Below are 14,962 nucleotides of genomic sequence, written 5' to 3' on the forward strand. Positions count from 1 at the left end.
GCAACAATGGATAAAAAGTCATACTAGCCATGTCCTCACGTCATACCTTGGATCCCAATGAAACGATTGCCTCCCCTGCCGGCGCTGCACACTTTTCTGATCACCGCGCAGTGCTGCAACTTCACCCGGGCCGCCGAACAGCTGTACATCACCCAAGGCGCGGTGAGTCGGCAGATCGCCGGGCTGGAAGAACATCTGGGTTATGAACTGTTTATCCGCCAGGCCCGCGGCCTCGACTTGACCGCCGAAGGACGGGAGTGGCTGCCACGGGTGCAGCAGATTTTCGGCTTGATCGACGAGGCGGTGGAGCAGATCGGCGAGAAGCGCGAAACCCTGCAACTCAAGGCCCCGACCTGCGTGATGCGCTGGCTTTTGCCGCGCCTGGTGCAGTGGCAAAGGGAGCGGCCGGATGTGCCGGTGGAATTGACCACCACGGTGAAACACGGTGTGGATTTTCATCGCGAGCAGTTCGATGCGGCGGTGATTTATGGCGTACCGCCGGAGACGTCACTGGAGTCCCATCGGCTGTTCGATGAGCAACTGACGCCCGTCTGCTCGCGGCCGTATCTCGAAGGACCGGTGCCGTTGCAGGCGCCAGAGGATCTGGAACAACACATGCTGTTGCACCCGACCCGCGATGAGCGCGACTGGAAAGCCTGGCTGGCCAGCGCGGAAATTCGCTTGAGCAATGTCAGTAAGGGCCAGCACTTCGAAACCCTGGACCTGGCGATGTCGATGGCGTCCCAGGGGACCGGTGTGGCGATTGGGGATTGGTCGTTGATTGGCGATGACCTGAGCGCCGGGCGGCTGGTCATGCCGTTTGAACTGAAGGTGAAGACCGGGTTGGCGTATTACCTGGTGTTCCCGGAAAAACCCGGGCCTTCGCCAAAGTTGCGCGAATTGATGCGGTGGTTGGTGGAGCAGGCTCAATCGCGGTGAAAGTGGTGTGTCCTTTAGATCCACCCCTCACCCTGACCCTCTCCCCAGAGGGGCGAGGGGACTGACCGGGTTGTCTGGTCGAAATTTTGCGACCTGAGATATCGAGTCGAACTCAAGTTTTGAACAGCCCCGGATCTGCCCCCTTTCCCCTCTCCCCTCTGGGGAGAGGGCTGGGGTGAGGGGTGGTTTTCAGCTTAATACCCGACAGTGAACCGCTGCCGCGAATGCTTCGGCGCTTCGACTTCATCGATCAGCGCAATCGCGTAATCAGCAAATGTGATCAAGCTGCGCCCTGCACTGCTCACCAGCAAATCATCCTTGCCCAGCCGAAACGATCCCGTGCGCTCTCCTTCGACAAACTCCGCCGACGGCGACAGGAACGTCCAGTCCAGATCCTTTTCCTGACGCAGAGCCTCAAGGAACTCAGCCCCGGCACTGGCCTCAGCCTTGTACTCCTCCGGAAAGCCTTCGCTGTCGATCACCCGTGTGCCATCCGGCAGCAACAACGAACCCGCACCGCCCACCACCAGCAGGCGTTTCACCCCGGCCTCTTTCACCGGCCCGACCACGGCGCTGGCCGGCAGGGTCGCGAAGTGCGCCGCGCTGATCACCACGTCATGGCCTTCGACGGCGGCGTGCAACGCTTCGGCATCCAGGGCATCGACGTTTCTGGTGACCACCCCGGCACGCGGGCCGATCTTAGAAGTGTCCCGCGCAATGGCGGTGACGCTGTGACCACGACGCAGGGCTTCTTCCAGCAATTGGCTGCCGGCACGGCCGGTGGCACCGATGATTGCGATTTTGCTCATGACGTTCTCCAGTTGGCTTGGGTGAATCTGCGCAAAGTTGCGTGGCGAAAGGGCTTTTGTGGTGAGGGGATTTATCCCCGTTGGACTGCGCAGCAGTCCCCTGCAATTACTCAGTCAGGCTGCGTTTGTAGGTTTTGAGACTGCTTTGCAGCCGAACGGGGATAAATCCCCTCGCCACAGACAACCCCAACAGCCACAGTTAATCCCGTCACCCCATAAACTCATTCACCCCACTTCATCTCACCCTTGGCGACTTTCGCACTCAGCTCCAGCGAGCTGTCTTCGCCCAGGGTCGGGAAGCGTTTTTTCATCGCGCCGATCAGCGCGGCGGAATCCTTGGCCTTGGCGGTTTCTTCATCGAAGGCCTTGATGTAATCGGCGGTGAACTGCACGGCGGCCAGCGAACGGGCGCTCTCACCCAGGTAATGCCCCGGCACGATGGTTTTCGGTTTCAGGGTTTCGATGGCATGCAGCGTAGTCAACCAATCGGCATGGGATTGCGCGGTTTGGGTATCCGCCATCCACACATGAATGTTTTCGGCGACGACCACGCCACCGACCACGGCCTTGATCGACGGGATCCACACAAAGGTGCGGTCCGGCTGCTTGCCGTCCAGGCCCACCACCTGCAACTTTTGCCCCTCAAGCATCAGGCTGTCGCCCTTGAGTACACTGGGCACGATGGTTTTGGCCGGCACGTCGGCGCCCATTTTCGGGCCCCAGAACGCCAGTTTGCCGTCGACGGTGTGCTTGATGTGATCCACGGTGGGCTGCGAGGCCAGCACCTTGGCGTTCGGGAATGCCGCGGTCAGGGTGTCGAGGCCGAAGTAGTAATCAGGGTCGCCATGGCTGATGTAGATAGTGGTCAGTTGCTTGCCGCTGGCGCGGATCTTCTCGACCACCTGTTCGGCCTGGGATTTTCCGAATTGCGCGTCCACCAGAATCGCTTCTTTCTCGCCGCTGACCAGGACCGAGGTCACCGGGAAGATCGCCTTGTCGCCCGGGTTGTACACGTCCAGGGTCAGGGTCGATGCCGCCGCGGCGTGGGCCGCGAAGCCGAGGGTGGCGGTGGCCAGCAAAATGCGCTTGAGAGAGGTGAAGCCGATCATCTGTTGCTCCGTAATCCAAATGCCGTGTCTGGCGATGGGGACAGAGCTTAGTTGCCTGACTCAGTACAAAAAATGCGATGCTTGAACATAGTTTGTTTCTGAAAGCGGGCAAATCATGGATCGTCTACAAGCAATGCGGGTGTTTGTGTCAGTGGTCGACCTCGGCAGTCAGTCGGCCGCCGCCGATCATCTGGACCTGTCACGGCCGGTGGTTTCGCGTTATCTGGCGGAGCTGGAAGACTGGGTCGGCGCACGTCTGATGCACCGCACCACGCGAAAACTGAGCCTGACCGCCGCTGGCAGTGAAATCCTGCCCCGTTGTCGGCAGATGCTCGACCTGTCCACCGACATGCAAGCCGCCGTCAGCGAACCGGACGAGGCGCCACGCGGCCTGCTGCGCATCAGCGTCAGCACTTCGTTCGGCCAGGCGCAGCTGGCGGATGCCATGGCCGCGTACGTCAAACGCTATCCTGGCGTGAGCATCGACATGCAGATGCTCGACCGCACGGTGAACCTGGTGGATGAACGCATCGACCTGGCGATCCGCACCAGCAACGACCTGGACCCAAACCTGATCGCCCGGCGACTGACGGTCTGCCGCTCGGTGATCTGCGCCTCCCCGGCTTACCTGAGCGAACACCCGACACCGCAACGGGTCGAGGACTTGAGCCAGCACAACTGCCTGACTCACTCCTACTTCGGCAAAAGCCTGTGGCATTTCGAAGAGGACGGCGAGCCGGTGTCGGTGCCGGTGCAGGGCAACATCAGCGCCAACGAAGCCAGCACGCTGCTGCGCGCCACCCTCGCCGGGGCGGGTGTGGCGATGCTGCCCAGTTATCAGGCGGGCGTGCATCTCCACAGTGGCGAGCTAGTTCGCCTGCTGCCCCACGCCGAGCCCCGGCAGATGAGCGTGTACGCGGTGTATGCCTCACGCAAGCACATGCCGTCGGCGCTGCGCAGCATGCTGGATTTTCTGGTGCTCAGATTCCCCGAAGAACCGGCATGGGATATTGGTCTGTAACCGAATCCCCTTGTGGGAGCGGGCTTGCTCGCGAAGGCGGTCGGTCATTCAACAATGATGTCGACTGACACGGCCTCTTCGCGAGCAAGCCCGCTCCCACAGGGGTTAATCAATGTTCTGAATGGCGGGGTACATGCGCAGCCTCTGTCACTGGCAACTCACCCGCGCTGACCTATGCTGAAAGTAATACCGAAGGGTATTCGTTCAGAGGTCAACGCCATGAACACCAAAACAAGAAGATACCTCGCCATTTTCATCACCTGCGCGGCGACGCTGGCGCTGTATGGCACCGCTGCCTGGCGTGTCGAGCAGTTGCGGCAACTGCCCCGCGATTACGCGAGTTGCAACTTCGAGCGCTGCATTCCCCACAACGCGACCCTCAACGCCCTTCGGTAACGAAGGCGATCAGGCCTCGTTGTCCTGATCGGCCTTCAAGCGGTCGCGGAACGCCTTGGGCGATATCCCCACTCGACGCCGGAACAGGCGTGTGAAGTTGGTCGGATCGGAAAACCCCAACACGTCAGACATTTCGTAAATGGTCATGCTGGTGTAGGTCAGCAAGCGCTTGGCCTCCAGCAACTGACGTTCGTGCATGATCTGCAACGCCGGTTGCCCCGCCAGCTCACGGCAGGTGCCGTTGAGGTGCGACACGGAAATCCCCAGCCGATGCGCCAGGTCCTCGACCTTGACGTGCTGGCGGTAAGTCTCTTCCACCAACTGGATAAAACCGTTGAGGTATTCCCGGGCCCGTTGCGGACGCTGGCTGGCGGCACGACGCGTAATCACCTGACGACTCACCCACACCATGATCACGCTGACGAGCGAATGCATGAGCATCTCGCGCGCGGGCTGATGGCCGGTATATTCGTCTTGCAGCGCCGAAAACAGGCTGTTGAGATACTCGCTTTCCTTGCCCGCCGGGTAACTTTCGGCCTGGGCCAACGCGTTCACCGAGTTGCCCAGCTGCGCCTGAAGATGGGCAATCAGCGGCGCGGCGAGGGTCACGACGAACCCTTCGACGTCCTCGGAAAACCGGTAACCATGCACCGATAACGGCGGCAGGATTAGGATGGCCGGTTCTGTCAGTTGCGTGTGTTTGCCTTCGATTTCAAGCTCTGCCTGACCTTTGAATACGAAGAGCAACTGGCACAAATCGGCGTGACGGTGGGGTTTGATTTCCCATTGGTGTTCGCGGCTGCGTTTGGAAATGGTTTCACAGTGCAGCAAGTCGGGGGTCGGCCAGTCCAGGCTTTCACCGTAGAGCTTGAACACTGGAATCGAAGGCAGGTCAGGCTTGTTCATCACTTCAATCCAGGCCTCAAAGGGTTACGGGCGATAATCGCACCGATTGGCAGAATGTACAGGTATCGGCTCAGTTTTCACCTTCAATTGACAGACCCGCAAGGGAAAAATGCAAGCACTCGATCCATAAAAATCATTCACCGGCCTTGGTCGCGTGAAGCTTGCGAGTCATAAGAACAATGAAAATACTGAAAACCCAAATAGCCATCATTGGCGCCGGCCCCTCCGGTTTGCTGCTCGGCCAGTTGCTGCATAATGCCGGAATCGACACCTTGATCCTTGAACGCCAGACCCCGGACTATGTGCTCGGCCGAATCCGCGCCGGTGTCCTCGAACAAGGCATGGTAGAGCTGTTGCGACAGGCCGGGGTGGGTCATCGCATGGACACCGAAGGGCTGGTCCATGGCGGCTTCGAACTGGCCCTCGACGGACGTCGGGTACACATCGATCTGCACGCCCTGACCGGTGGCAAAACCGTGATGATCTATGGCCAGACCGAGGTCACCCGGGACCTGATGGCCGCTCGTCGGGAGGCAGGCGCGCAGACGATTTACCAGGCCGACAACGTCGTACCCCACGGGATGAAAACCGCAGAACCATTCGTGACGTTTGAGAAGAATGGCGAGACGTATCGCCTCGACTGCGACTACATCGCCGGGTGCGACGGCTTCCATGGCGTGGCGCGGCAGTCGATTCCTGCAGAGTGCGTGAAGGTTTTCGAGCGGGTCTATCCGTTTGGCTGGCTGGGGATTCTCGTCGATACGCCGCCGGTCCACGAGGAGTTGGTCTACGCCCGCCACGAGCGCGGTTTTGCCCTGTGCAGCATGCGCTCGGCAACTCGCACGCGTTATTACCTGCAGGTGCCGGTGGACGAGAAAGCCGAGGACTGGCCGGATCAGCGCTTCTGGGATGAGCTCAAATCGCGCCTGCCTGCTGCGTTGGCCGACTCCCTGGTGACCGGGCCGTCCATCGAAAAGAGCATCGCGCCGCTGCGCAGTTTTGTGGTCGAGCCGATGCAGTACGGGCGGATGTTCCTGGTCGGCGACGCCGCGCACATCGTCCCGCCCACCGGCGCCAAAGGCCTGAACCTGGCGGCCAGCGACGTCAGCACCTTGTTCACCATTTTGCAGAAGGTTTACAGCGAAGGGCGTGTGGACTTGCTGGAGAAATACTCTGAAATTTGCCTGCGCCGGGTCTGGAAAGCCGAACGGTTTTCCTGGTGGATGACCTCGATGCTGCACCGTTTCGACGACCACGACGCCTTCAGCCAGCGCATCAACGAGTCGGAACTGGACTACTTCGTGCACTCCGAGGCCGGTCGAAAAACCATTGCAGAAAATTACGTCGGTCTTCCTTATGAGGCTATCGAATAGCCTACTATCGACTTACACTGGCGAGCATCCCCGCTCGCCTTGCCACTTGCGGGTCAATCACTGCCCGCAGGTTTCCAGCCGTGACCAATCTCAACCAGCCTGAAACGCCCAAACCGGCCATTCGCAGCGTGTTGATCGCCCTGATGCTGGCGATCTTTCTTGGCGCGCTGGACCAGACCATCGTCGCCGTTTCAATGCCGGCCATCTCCGCGCAATTCAAGGACGTCAGCCTGCTGGCCTGGGTGATATCCGGCTACATGGTAGCGATGACTGTAGCGGTGCCGATCTACGGCAAACTCGGCGATCTGTACGGCCGACGCAAGTTGATGCTGTTCGGCATGGGGCTGTTCACCCTCGCCTCTTTGTTTTGTGGCATGGCCCAGAGCATGGAGCAACTGGTGCTGGCGCGGATCATTCAGGGCATCGGCGCGGGCGGGATGATTTCGGTCAGCCAGGCGATCATTGGCGACATCGTCCCGCCCCGGGAGCGCGGTCGCTATCAGGGTTATTTCAGCAGCATGTACGCGGTGGCCAGTGTCGCTGGCCCGGTGCTCGGCGGTTACATGACCGAATACCTGTCGTGGCGCTGGGTGTTTCTGATCAACTTGCCGCTAGGCCTCGGTGCCTGGCTGGTGGCCAATCGCACGCTGGTGGGTTTGCCAGTGCCGCAACGCCAACCAATCATCGATTACCTCGGCACGCTCCTGATGATCATCGGTTTGACCGCTTTGCTGCTGGGCATCACCGAAGTCGGTCAGGGTCATTCGTGGCGCAGCGCCGAAGTGCTGGGTTTGCTCGGGTGTGCGGTGTTGGTGCTGGCGCTGTTCGTCTGGCATGAGCGCCGGGCGCGGGAGCCGCTGCTGCCGATGCACCTGTTCGCCAACCGCAACGCAATCCTGTGCTGGTGCACGATTTTCTTCACCAGTTTCCAGGCTATCTCGCTGATTGTGTTGATGCCGCTGCGCTTCCAGAGCGTCACCGGCGCCGGGGCCGACAGCGCCGCACTGCACTTGTTGCCGCTGGCCATGGGCTTGCCGATCGGGGCTTATTTCGCCGGCCGCCGCACGTCGGTGACCGGGCGCTACAAACCGATGATCCTGACGGGGGCGGTGCTGATGCCGATCTCGATTCTCGGCATGGCGTTAAGTCCGCCCCAGGCCTTCTTGTTCAGCAGTCTGTTTATGTTGCTCAGCGGAATCGCCAGTGGCATGCAATTTCCGACGTCCCTGGTCGGCACGCAGAATTCGGTGGAACAACGGGATATCGGCGTCGCCACCAGCACCACCAACCTGTTCCGCTCGCTGGGTGGCGCGGTGGGAGTGGCGTTGATGTCGGCGCTGTTGCTGGCGTTGTTGCAGGATTCGAGCTTCGCCCACCTGGCCGGTTCGTCCGTGATTGCCGAGGGCCGTTCGGGGAATGTGTTGCTGGATGGCTTGAACGCTGCGCCGGGGGAGGCGCAGAACGCCCTGCGCGCTGAGTTGCTGCTGACCTTTCGGCATTTGCTGATGGTCAGTGCGGCGGTGTCGTTGCTGGGGTTGGCGGCGGCGGTTGCGATGCCGAACAGGGTGTTGCGGGGGCGAGAAGATAAGGTTCGGTAGATAGACCGAGTTGCCCGCCATCGCGAGCAGGCTCGCTCCCACAATGGATCTTTGTCGTCCACAAATGCTGTGAACACTGGAGATCTACTGTGGGAGCGAGCCTGCTCGCGATGGCGTCCTCACAGACACCAAAGAATCAAGGGCTGTAATAACCCACCGCCACCAGAAAATGCCCGACCTTTTTCAGGTAGGCATGCTTGTCTTCCACCTTGCCGGTCACCGGGTTTTTCCAGCGGTATTCGTATTCGCCGTAATCCTGTTTGGCAATCAACGCCAGGATTGGCTCGCCCACCGGTTTGCCTTCCGGGTCCTTGATCTTGCCGAAGTCGGTGTTGATCAGCCGCAAGTTGGTGCCGTGGGCCACGTATCGCTGGGTGTCCAGGTCGACGACGAACACGTACAGGTCATCCTGCAAGTAGCCGCCCTTGAGGGAATTGATCGCGGTCAGCGTGCCCTTCTCGTCCTTGGCCAGGTCGGTCGCCGCTTTGTTCAGCAAGGCCATTGCCTGCTCCGCCGATGCCCGTGGCAGGTAGTAACCCACGGCGAGAATCCGCTGGCCAACGCGCTGATAGAACACATGCTTGCGCTCGACCTTGCCGTCGGACCAGTTCTGCCAGCGATATTCGGCTTGCTGGATGCCATTGCCCTCCGGCACTTTCAAGGCGTCCTTGAAGGCTTTCTGCAAATCCGGCCCCAGGGTTTCAGACACATCACGCCCGATCAACGCCGAAGACGGTCCGCCGCTGGCGAGCATCACGCCTTTGGTATCGACCACGAAGACGTAACGATCCTTGTCAACAAACTCGCCCTGACGGCTGAACGCCGCGAAGGCCTTGTCGCCGTTGTCGTGGTAGTAAGCCAGGGCTTTTTCCAGCAAGGCCCTGGCGGCCTGGCTGTCGTCCTTTTCCGCCGTTGCAGCCTGAACCTGCCCCACGCAAAGCAACAGCATCCCGCCCAGCACGGCCAACTTGTGCAGAACCCCCATAGCGCATCCCCTCGTTCTTGTCGGTGTTTCAAGAGCGTAGACGGGTTGGGGATATGTACGAATATTCAGCAAAGCGCAGAACACGTAGCCGCTACCGAAGAACTCCTCCGGCTCCGTAGCAGCTGTCGAGCCTGCGAGGCTGCGTTCGGCGGCGAAGCCGTCGTAAACCCTGAGAACGCGGTTTACCAGAAAAAACACATCGCCTGATTTCACGACGGCTTCGCCGCCGAACGCAGCCTCGCAGGCTCGACAGCTGCTACACAGGACTTACTGCCTGGCGCGCAGTTGTTGCTGCAGATTCTGGATCTGCGCCTGAAGGGTGTTGATGTTGCGGGTGGTCTGGCCGCGGAAGGCGTCGAACTCGGCGGTATTGGTGACGCCTTGCGCAGCCGCCGGGCGGTTGTCCTGCTGGCTTTTGAGCACGATCATGTCTTGCTCCAGACGCTCGATGGCGGCGCTCGGGTTGCCTTGTTTCTTCAGCGCGACGATGTCGGCGCCGAGGCTTTTGAGCTGGGCGTCGAATTTGCTGGTGTCTTCCGGGGCATTTTTAAGCGCGGTCAACTCGGTGCTCAAGGCTTTGACCTGCGCCTGCAACTGCGTGCTGGCGGTCTGGTGTTCAGTGTTCTGGGCGGTCACTTGCGCCAGGCGTTTATCCAGATCGGAGGTTTGCGCGGTCATTTGGGCCAGACGCTTGTCCAGATCGCTGGTCTGGCCGACAACGCCTTGCTGCTGTTTGCTTTGATCCTGCAGCTGGTTTTCCAGCTGCTTGATTTGCAGCTTCAGCGCTTCGCTGTCGCTGGTGACGTTGGTCTGGCTGGCGACCACCTTTCCGGAAATGTCCTGCAAGCGCCCCGCCGCGTCCTCACTGATACGCGCGAAACTTTCCTGGGTCGCCACCAGTTGCTGCTCCATCAGCGATATCTGCTGAAAGCTCCACCAGGCAAGGCCGGCGAACGCAAAGAACAAGGCGCCGACCAAGGCCCACAGAGGCCCGGTGCTGGCGCTTTTGACCTTGACCACCGGCGCTGTCCGCGAATGCACGGAGGTGCGAGTCGTGGTCGGAAAATCATCGTCATCGGGGACGTCTGCGCGCAGGCTCGGTAAATCGAAGTCGTCGTTGGCATCGTTACGCATGGACATTGAGTCAACCTTTGTGGAACGCGGTGATGGCTATAGGCGGCGAGTATAAACCCCACTGCCGCACCGATTGACCCTCAACGCCAAACTCGGTTCAGTGCTGGCAGGTTTGTCACCGCAAAGTCAGCGGATGTCCTGAGCCTTCCACCAGCCGCAGAATTCATCAAGGGCTGTCCAGAGACTGACTTTCGGATCGTAATCCAGATAATGCCGGGCGCGGCTGATGTCCAGGGTGAAATTTTTGTTCATCACCTGCATGCCCAGTCGCGACAGCGTCGGCTCGGGACGCCCCGGCCACACTTTGCACACCCCTTCGTTGAGCGCGGCAACGCTGTAGGCCAGACCGTAGGAACGGTAGCGCGTCACTTGTGGGACTTCCATCTTGCGCATCACGTAATTGACCACATCCCACAACGGCACCGGCGTGCCGTTACTGATGTTGTAGGCCTTGCCCAAGGCCGAGCCACTGGCCAGCAAACTGCTCAGCAACGCTTCATTGAGGTTCTGCACGCTGGTGAAATCGACTTTGTTCAGGCCGTTGCCAATGATCGACAGGCGGCCCTTGCGCTGCATGTTCAGCAGACGCGGGAAGATGCTCATGTCACCGGCCCCGGTCACGAAACGCGGGCGCAGGGCCAGGGTTTCGAGGCCGAATTCCTGTGCACCGAAGACCTTTTGCTCGGCGAGGAACTTGGTGGCGGCGTAAGGATGCTTGAAACGTTTCGGCACCTGCTCTTCGGTCAGCCCCAGATGATCCCGGCCATCGAAGTAGATCGACGGTGACGACAAATGCACCAGGCGCCGGACGCGCTGCTTCAGGCAGGCCTCGACCACGTTTTCGGTGACCTGCACGTTGCCTAGATGAAAGTCCTGATAACGCCCCCACAAACCCACCGCGCCGGCGCAATGCACCACCGCTTCGACATCGGAACACAGCTCGCGCGCCAGCTCCGGGTCGCTCAAGTCGCCCGGGATAAACTCGGCACCACGGCGCACCAGGTGTTCGACGCTTTCGGCCCGGCGACCGTTGACCCGCACGTCCAGGCCCTGCTCCAGGGCAAAACGCGCAAAGCGTCCGCCAATGAAGCCGCTTGCGCCGGTGACCAGAATTTTCATGTAGAGCTCCGATGTCTTTCGTTTTGCGTAATGCGTGAGTCTTGACGCTGCCCGTCAGTCCAACGGCACCAGCCATTGCTTCGACGAACGCACCAATTGATCAGTCAGCAACCCCAACAACTGACCGCCATTGCGCCAATGATGCCAGTACAGCGGCACATCGATGGGCTTATCTGGCAAAAGCTCCTGCAACACACCCCGCTCCAGTTGCTCGCGCACCTGCAACTCAGGCACCAGGCCCCAGCCAAGTCCAGCCTCGGTCAGGCGAATGAAGCCTTCAGACGATGGGCATAAATGGTGTTCGAAACCGCCATCGACACCGAGGGACGCGAGGTAGCGATGCTGTAGGAAATCGTCCGGGCCAAACACCAGCGCCGGGGTTTTCGCCAGCAGGTCAGCGCGCACGCCTTCAGGAAAATGCCGGGCGATGAACGCCGGGCTGGCCAGCGCTCGATAACGCATGGCGCCCAATAACACGCTGCGCGCGCCCGCCACCGGACGCTCGCTGGCACAGATGCACGCAGCCACTTCGCCTGCGCGCATGCGTTTGAGGCCCACCGTCTGGTCTTCGACGACCAGATCCAGCAGCAAGTGTTGCTCGGCGCAGAAATCACTGACGGCTGCGGCCCACCAGGTGGCAAGGCTGTCGGCGTTCAGGGCGATGCGCAGGCGTTCCGGCAGGCCTTCTTCGTCCAGCGCCGGGACCAGCGTCTGAAGATCCCGCTCAAGTAAACGCACTTGCTGGACATGGTTGAGCAGCCGCCGACCAATCTCGGTAGGCGCCGGCGGCGTGACCCGCACCAACACTGGCTGGCCGACCCGAGCCTCCAGCAGCTTTATGCGCTGGGAAATCGCCGATTGCGACAAGCCCAGCACCTGCGCGGCGCGTTCAAACCCGGCCTGCTCGACCACCGCGGCCAGTGCAGAAAGCAATTTATAGTCGAACATCAGTTTTCCTAATGAGCGATCAGCATGATTGGTTTTTCTTATACAGCGTTGCACCGGAGAATGGCCAGCAAGAACTCTTGAACAAGGATCACCAACATGGCTGGCGAAACTTCATTGGCAACGCTTCTTCGCAGCATGAGCCCGCAGCTCAACGACGGCGAATACGTGTTCTGCACCCTGCGCGACGGTAAGTTGCCCGCCGGCCTTGAGATCGTCGGCAGCTTTCGCGAGCAGGAAGGTCTGACCGTGATTCTGGAACGTTCCCACGCGGAACAGGCCGGTTTCACCTTCGACTATGTCGCGGCCTGGATCACCTTGAACGTGCACTCGGCCCTTGAAGCCGTCGGCCTGACCGCCGAGTTCGCCACGGCATTGGGCCAGGCCGGCATCAGCTGCAACGTGATCGCTGGTTACTACCACGACCATTTATTCGTCGGTCAGGCCGATGCCCAGCGCGCCCTTCAAGTGCTGCGGGACCTGGCGGCCAACGCGGAGTAAAACCTTATGTGGCAAAGTTATGTGAACGGCCTGTTGGTGGCCGCCGGGCTGATCATGGCGATCGGCACGCAAAATGCGTTTGTGCTGGCGCAAAGCCTTCGGCGCGAACATCACCTGCCGGTGGCGGCGCTGTGCGTGACCTGCGATGCCCTATTAGTCGCCGCCGGCGTCTTCGGCCTGGCGACGGTGCTGGCGCAAAACCCGACCCTGTTGGCGGTCGCCCGCTGGGGTGGCGCGGTATTTCTGATTTGGTATGGCAGTCAGGCGTTACGTCGGGCTTGCTCGAAACAAAGTCTGCAACAAGGTGAAAACCAGACCGTGCGCTCGCTGCGCGCGGTGATGCTCAGCGCCTTGGCCGTGACCCTGCTCAACCCGCACGTTTACCTGGATACGGTGTTGTTGATCGGCTCACTCGGAGCCCAACAAACCGAGCCCGGCGCGTATGTGGTGGGCGCCGCGAGCGCGTCGTTGTTGTGGTTTTTCACCCTGGCACTCGGTGCCGCATGGTTGGCGCCGTGGCTGGCACGGCCGAGCACCTGGCGGATTCTCGATCTGCTGGTGGCGGTGATGATGTTTGCCGTCGCGTTTCAATTAATCGTCGCACCCTGATTATTCCAAAAGGCTCTGGAACCTCTATTCCACACAGTTGTTGCGTGGTTATGCCGCACCCCCGGTGCTATGATCCGATCCGATGCGCCGCAAAGAGTACAAACTCCCCGGCGCTTGTCTGGCCGCCCGTGATCGGCCTTGCGCTCACCGCAACTGACCTGATTAGGAGAATCATCATGGCTTTCGAATTGCCGCCGCTGCCCTACGCACACGATGCCCTGCAGCCGCACATTTCCAAGGAAACCCTGGAATACCACCACGACAAGCACCACAACACCTACGTCGTGAACCTGAACAACCTGGTGCCAGGCACCGAGTTCGAAGGCAAGACCCTGGAAGAAATCGTCAAGTCTTCCTCGGGCGGCATCTTCAACAACGCCGCTCAGGTCTGGAACCACACTTTCTACTGGAACTGCCTGGCGCCAAACGCCGGCGGTCAACCAACCGGCGCGCTGGCTGAAGCCATCAACGCTTCCTTCGGTTCGTTCGACAAGTTCAAAGAAGAATTCAGCAAAACCTCCATCGGCACCTTCGGTTCCGGTTGGGGCTGGCTGGTGAAAAAGGCTGACGGTTCCCTGGCCCTGGCCAGCACCATCGGCGCCGGCAACCCGCTGACCAGCGGCGACACCCCGCTGCTGACCTGCGACGTCTGGGAACACGCTTACTACATCGACTACCGCAACGTTCGTCCAAAATACGTCGAAGCGTTCTGGAACCTGGTCAACTGGAAATTCGTGGCTGAGCAATTTGAAGGCAAAACCTTCAAGGCTTAAGCTCGATGCCAGACAGAAAACCCGGCTATATGCCGGGTTTTTTATGGCCTGGAGAAATCAGGCTGCTTGCGGATCGACGTTATCCAAGGCGCGGTTCACCGCCAACTCCGCCAGCATGATGATCTGCTGAATCGCCAACACCTTATTGCGCTGCGGGCCGATCAGGTTCGCGGCGAAATCGCTCGCCATGACGCTCGCCGAAGCCAGGGACTCGCAGGCTTGAGCCAGGAGGCTTTCGGTGTCCATGTTGGGGGTGATCATGAACATCGTGCTCGGGCGACGGGGTTTTTCGAGGTATTGGTCTGGCGGATCAAGGTAGTAATCGAGGGCGCGTTTTATGGCTTCGCGGTCTCGCAGGAGTGCTTCGGATTGGGTGTCTTCGGCGTCTGGGGTGGTGGTGTTGAAGGGTGGGTCGGGAATCAATTTGTCCATTGTATTTCTCCAGCGTTGGAGCCTCCAATTGCCGCTTCTCACACGGCGAAGAGGTGGCAGCTATGTGCGAGGTGAGAAGACCGGTTATGGACACCCGGCCGGACCGAAGTCCGCCCGCACACAGCCGCCATAACGCAAATACTGGCAGCGAGTAAGCTGGCGGCGATTATGCGTGTACAGACACTGGATGACCATAAGTTGCCGGGCTCTCACACCCGGTCGCTGAGTTTTTCAGCGACAGCCAGAGGTTAGAGGCAGTGCTTCCTACCCGGCAACCTGAAAAATGCGTGGGAAATCGCTGTGTTTCTTACAC

The 14,962-nt window shown here is 60.2% G+C and carries 16 protein-coding genes; 8 read left to right on the plus strand and 8 right to left on the minus strand.

Translation table 11 applies throughout. The annotated features are described in order from the left end of the window. The first annotated feature begins 57 nt into the window (after window positions 1-57). A complete protein-coding gene (locus ACA060_RS22640) occupies window positions 58-939 on the plus strand; it encodes a LysR substrate-binding domain-containing protein (RefSeq protein WP_109634376.1) in 882 nt (293 codons plus the stop codon). A 194-nt stretch (window positions 940-1,133) separates the two neighbouring features. Here ACA060_RS22640 and ACA060_RS22645 read toward each other — a convergent pair whose 3' ends face one another. Together ACA060_RS22645 and ACA060_RS22650 are read right to left on the minus strand one after the other, a co-directional pair. Continuing rightward, window positions 1,134-1,748, minus strand: coding sequence for an NAD(P)-dependent oxidoreductase (locus tag ACA060_RS22645; protein WP_497313305.1), 615 nt, complete (start codon window positions 1,746-1,748; stop codon window positions 1,134-1,136). A gap of 221 nt (window positions 1,749-1,969) precedes the next feature. Beyond that, complete coding sequence (locus tag ACA060_RS22650; RefSeq protein WP_497313307.1) at window positions 1,970-2,857, minus strand: MBL fold metallo-hydrolase; 888 nt, start codon at window positions 2,855-2,857, stop codon at window positions 1,970-1,972. Window positions 2,858-2,972: 115 nt separating this feature from the next. Between ACA060_RS22650 and ACA060_RS22655 the strand changes: the two genes are divergently transcribed. Together ACA060_RS22655 and ACA060_RS22660 are read left to right on the plus strand one after the other, a co-directional pair. Next, a complete protein-coding gene (locus ACA060_RS22655) occupies window positions 2,973-3,878 on the plus strand; it encodes a LysR family transcriptional regulator (protein WP_497313309.1) in 906 nt (301 codons plus the stop codon). A gap of 219 nt (window positions 3,879-4,097) precedes the next feature. Continuing rightward, window positions 4,098-4,274: a hypothetical protein gene (locus ACA060_RS22660; RefSeq protein WP_176457761.1), complete on the plus strand. Its 177-nt coding sequence runs from the start codon at window positions 4,098-4,100 to the stop codon at window positions 4,272-4,274. 9 nt (window positions 4,275-4,283) lie between these two features. Here the strand turns inward: ACA060_RS22660 and ACA060_RS22665 are convergent, their stop codons facing one another. Next, window positions 4,284-5,180 (minus strand): helix-turn-helix domain-containing protein, encoded by an 897-nt coding sequence (locus tag ACA060_RS22665; protein WP_497313311.1) that lies wholly within the window; start codon window positions 5,178-5,180, stop codon window positions 4,284-4,286. A 179-nt stretch (window positions 5,181-5,359) separates the two neighbouring features. On the opposite strand from ACA060_RS22665, the gene pobA reads away from it, so the two are divergent. Next, a complete protein-coding gene (gene pobA / locus ACA060_RS22670) occupies window positions 5,360-6,553 on the plus strand; it encodes a 4-hydroxybenzoate 3-monooxygenase (RefSeq protein ID WP_497313313.1) in 1,194 nt (397 codons plus the stop codon). 80 nt (window positions 6,554-6,633) lie between these two features. Beyond that, a complete protein-coding gene (locus ACA060_RS22675; protein ID WP_497313315.1) occupies window positions 6,634-8,151 on the plus strand; it encodes an MDR family MFS transporter in 1,518 nt (505 codons plus the stop codon). A gap of 136 nt (window positions 8,152-8,287) precedes the next feature. Here ACA060_RS22675 and ACA060_RS22680 read toward each other — a convergent pair whose 3' ends face one another. From ACA060_RS22680 to ACA060_RS22695, 4 genes are all read right to left on the minus strand, one after another. Next, complete coding sequence (locus tag ACA060_RS22680; protein WP_497313317.1) at window positions 8,288-9,136, minus strand: cache domain-containing protein; 849 nt, start codon at window positions 9,134-9,136, stop codon at window positions 8,288-8,290. A 267-nt stretch (window positions 9,137-9,403) separates the two neighbouring features. Continuing rightward, the gene (locus ACA060_RS22685; RefSeq protein WP_497313319.1) at window positions 9,404-10,276 is read right to left on the minus strand and encodes an ATPase; all 873 of its coding nucleotides are present in this window, start codon (window positions 10,274-10,276) and stop codon (window positions 9,404-9,406) included. A gap of 120 nt (window positions 10,277-10,396) precedes the next feature. Further along, a complete protein-coding gene (locus ACA060_RS22690) occupies window positions 10,397-11,389 on the minus strand; it encodes an NAD-dependent epimerase/dehydratase family protein (protein ID WP_497313321.1) in 993 nt (330 codons plus the stop codon). Window positions 11,390-11,443: 54 nt separating this feature from the next. Continuing rightward, a complete protein-coding gene (locus ACA060_RS22695) occupies window positions 11,444-12,337 on the minus strand; it encodes a LysR family transcriptional regulator ArgP (protein WP_109634394.1) in 894 nt (297 codons plus the stop codon). Window positions 12,338-12,433: 96 nt separating this feature from the next. Here ACA060_RS22695 and ACA060_RS22700 point away from each other — a divergent pair, with 96 nt between their 5' ends. The 3 genes from ACA060_RS22700 (at window position 12,434) to ACA060_RS22710 (ending at window position 14,217) form a co-directional block, all read left to right on the plus strand. After that, entirely contained in the window at window positions 12,434-12,835 is a 402-nt protein-coding gene (locus ACA060_RS22700) for an ACT domain-containing protein (protein WP_497313323.1), read from the plus strand. Between the two features lie 6 nt (window positions 12,836-12,841). Continuing rightward, complete coding sequence (locus tag ACA060_RS22705; RefSeq protein ID WP_109634398.1) at window positions 12,842-13,444, plus strand: LysE/ArgO family amino acid transporter; 603 nt, start codon at window positions 12,842-12,844, stop codon at window positions 13,442-13,444. Between the two features lie 176 nt (window positions 13,445-13,620). Further along, entirely contained in the window at window positions 13,621-14,217 is a 597-nt protein-coding gene (locus ACA060_RS22710; RefSeq protein ID WP_010457614.1) for a superoxide dismutase, read from the plus strand. 57 nt (window positions 14,218-14,274) lie between these two features. Here the strand turns inward: ACA060_RS22710 and ACA060_RS22715 are convergent, their stop codons facing one another. Continuing rightward, window positions 14,275-14,649 carry a DUF6124 family protein gene (locus tag ACA060_RS22715; RefSeq protein ID WP_497313325.1) on the minus strand — a complete coding sequence of 125 codons (375 nt, stop codon included), beginning with the start codon at window positions 14,647-14,649 and terminating at the stop codon, window positions 14,275-14,277. Between the last annotated feature and the right edge of the window lie 313 nt (window positions 14,650-14,962).

This window comes from Pseudomonas sp. LBUM1671, assembly GCF_059695685.1.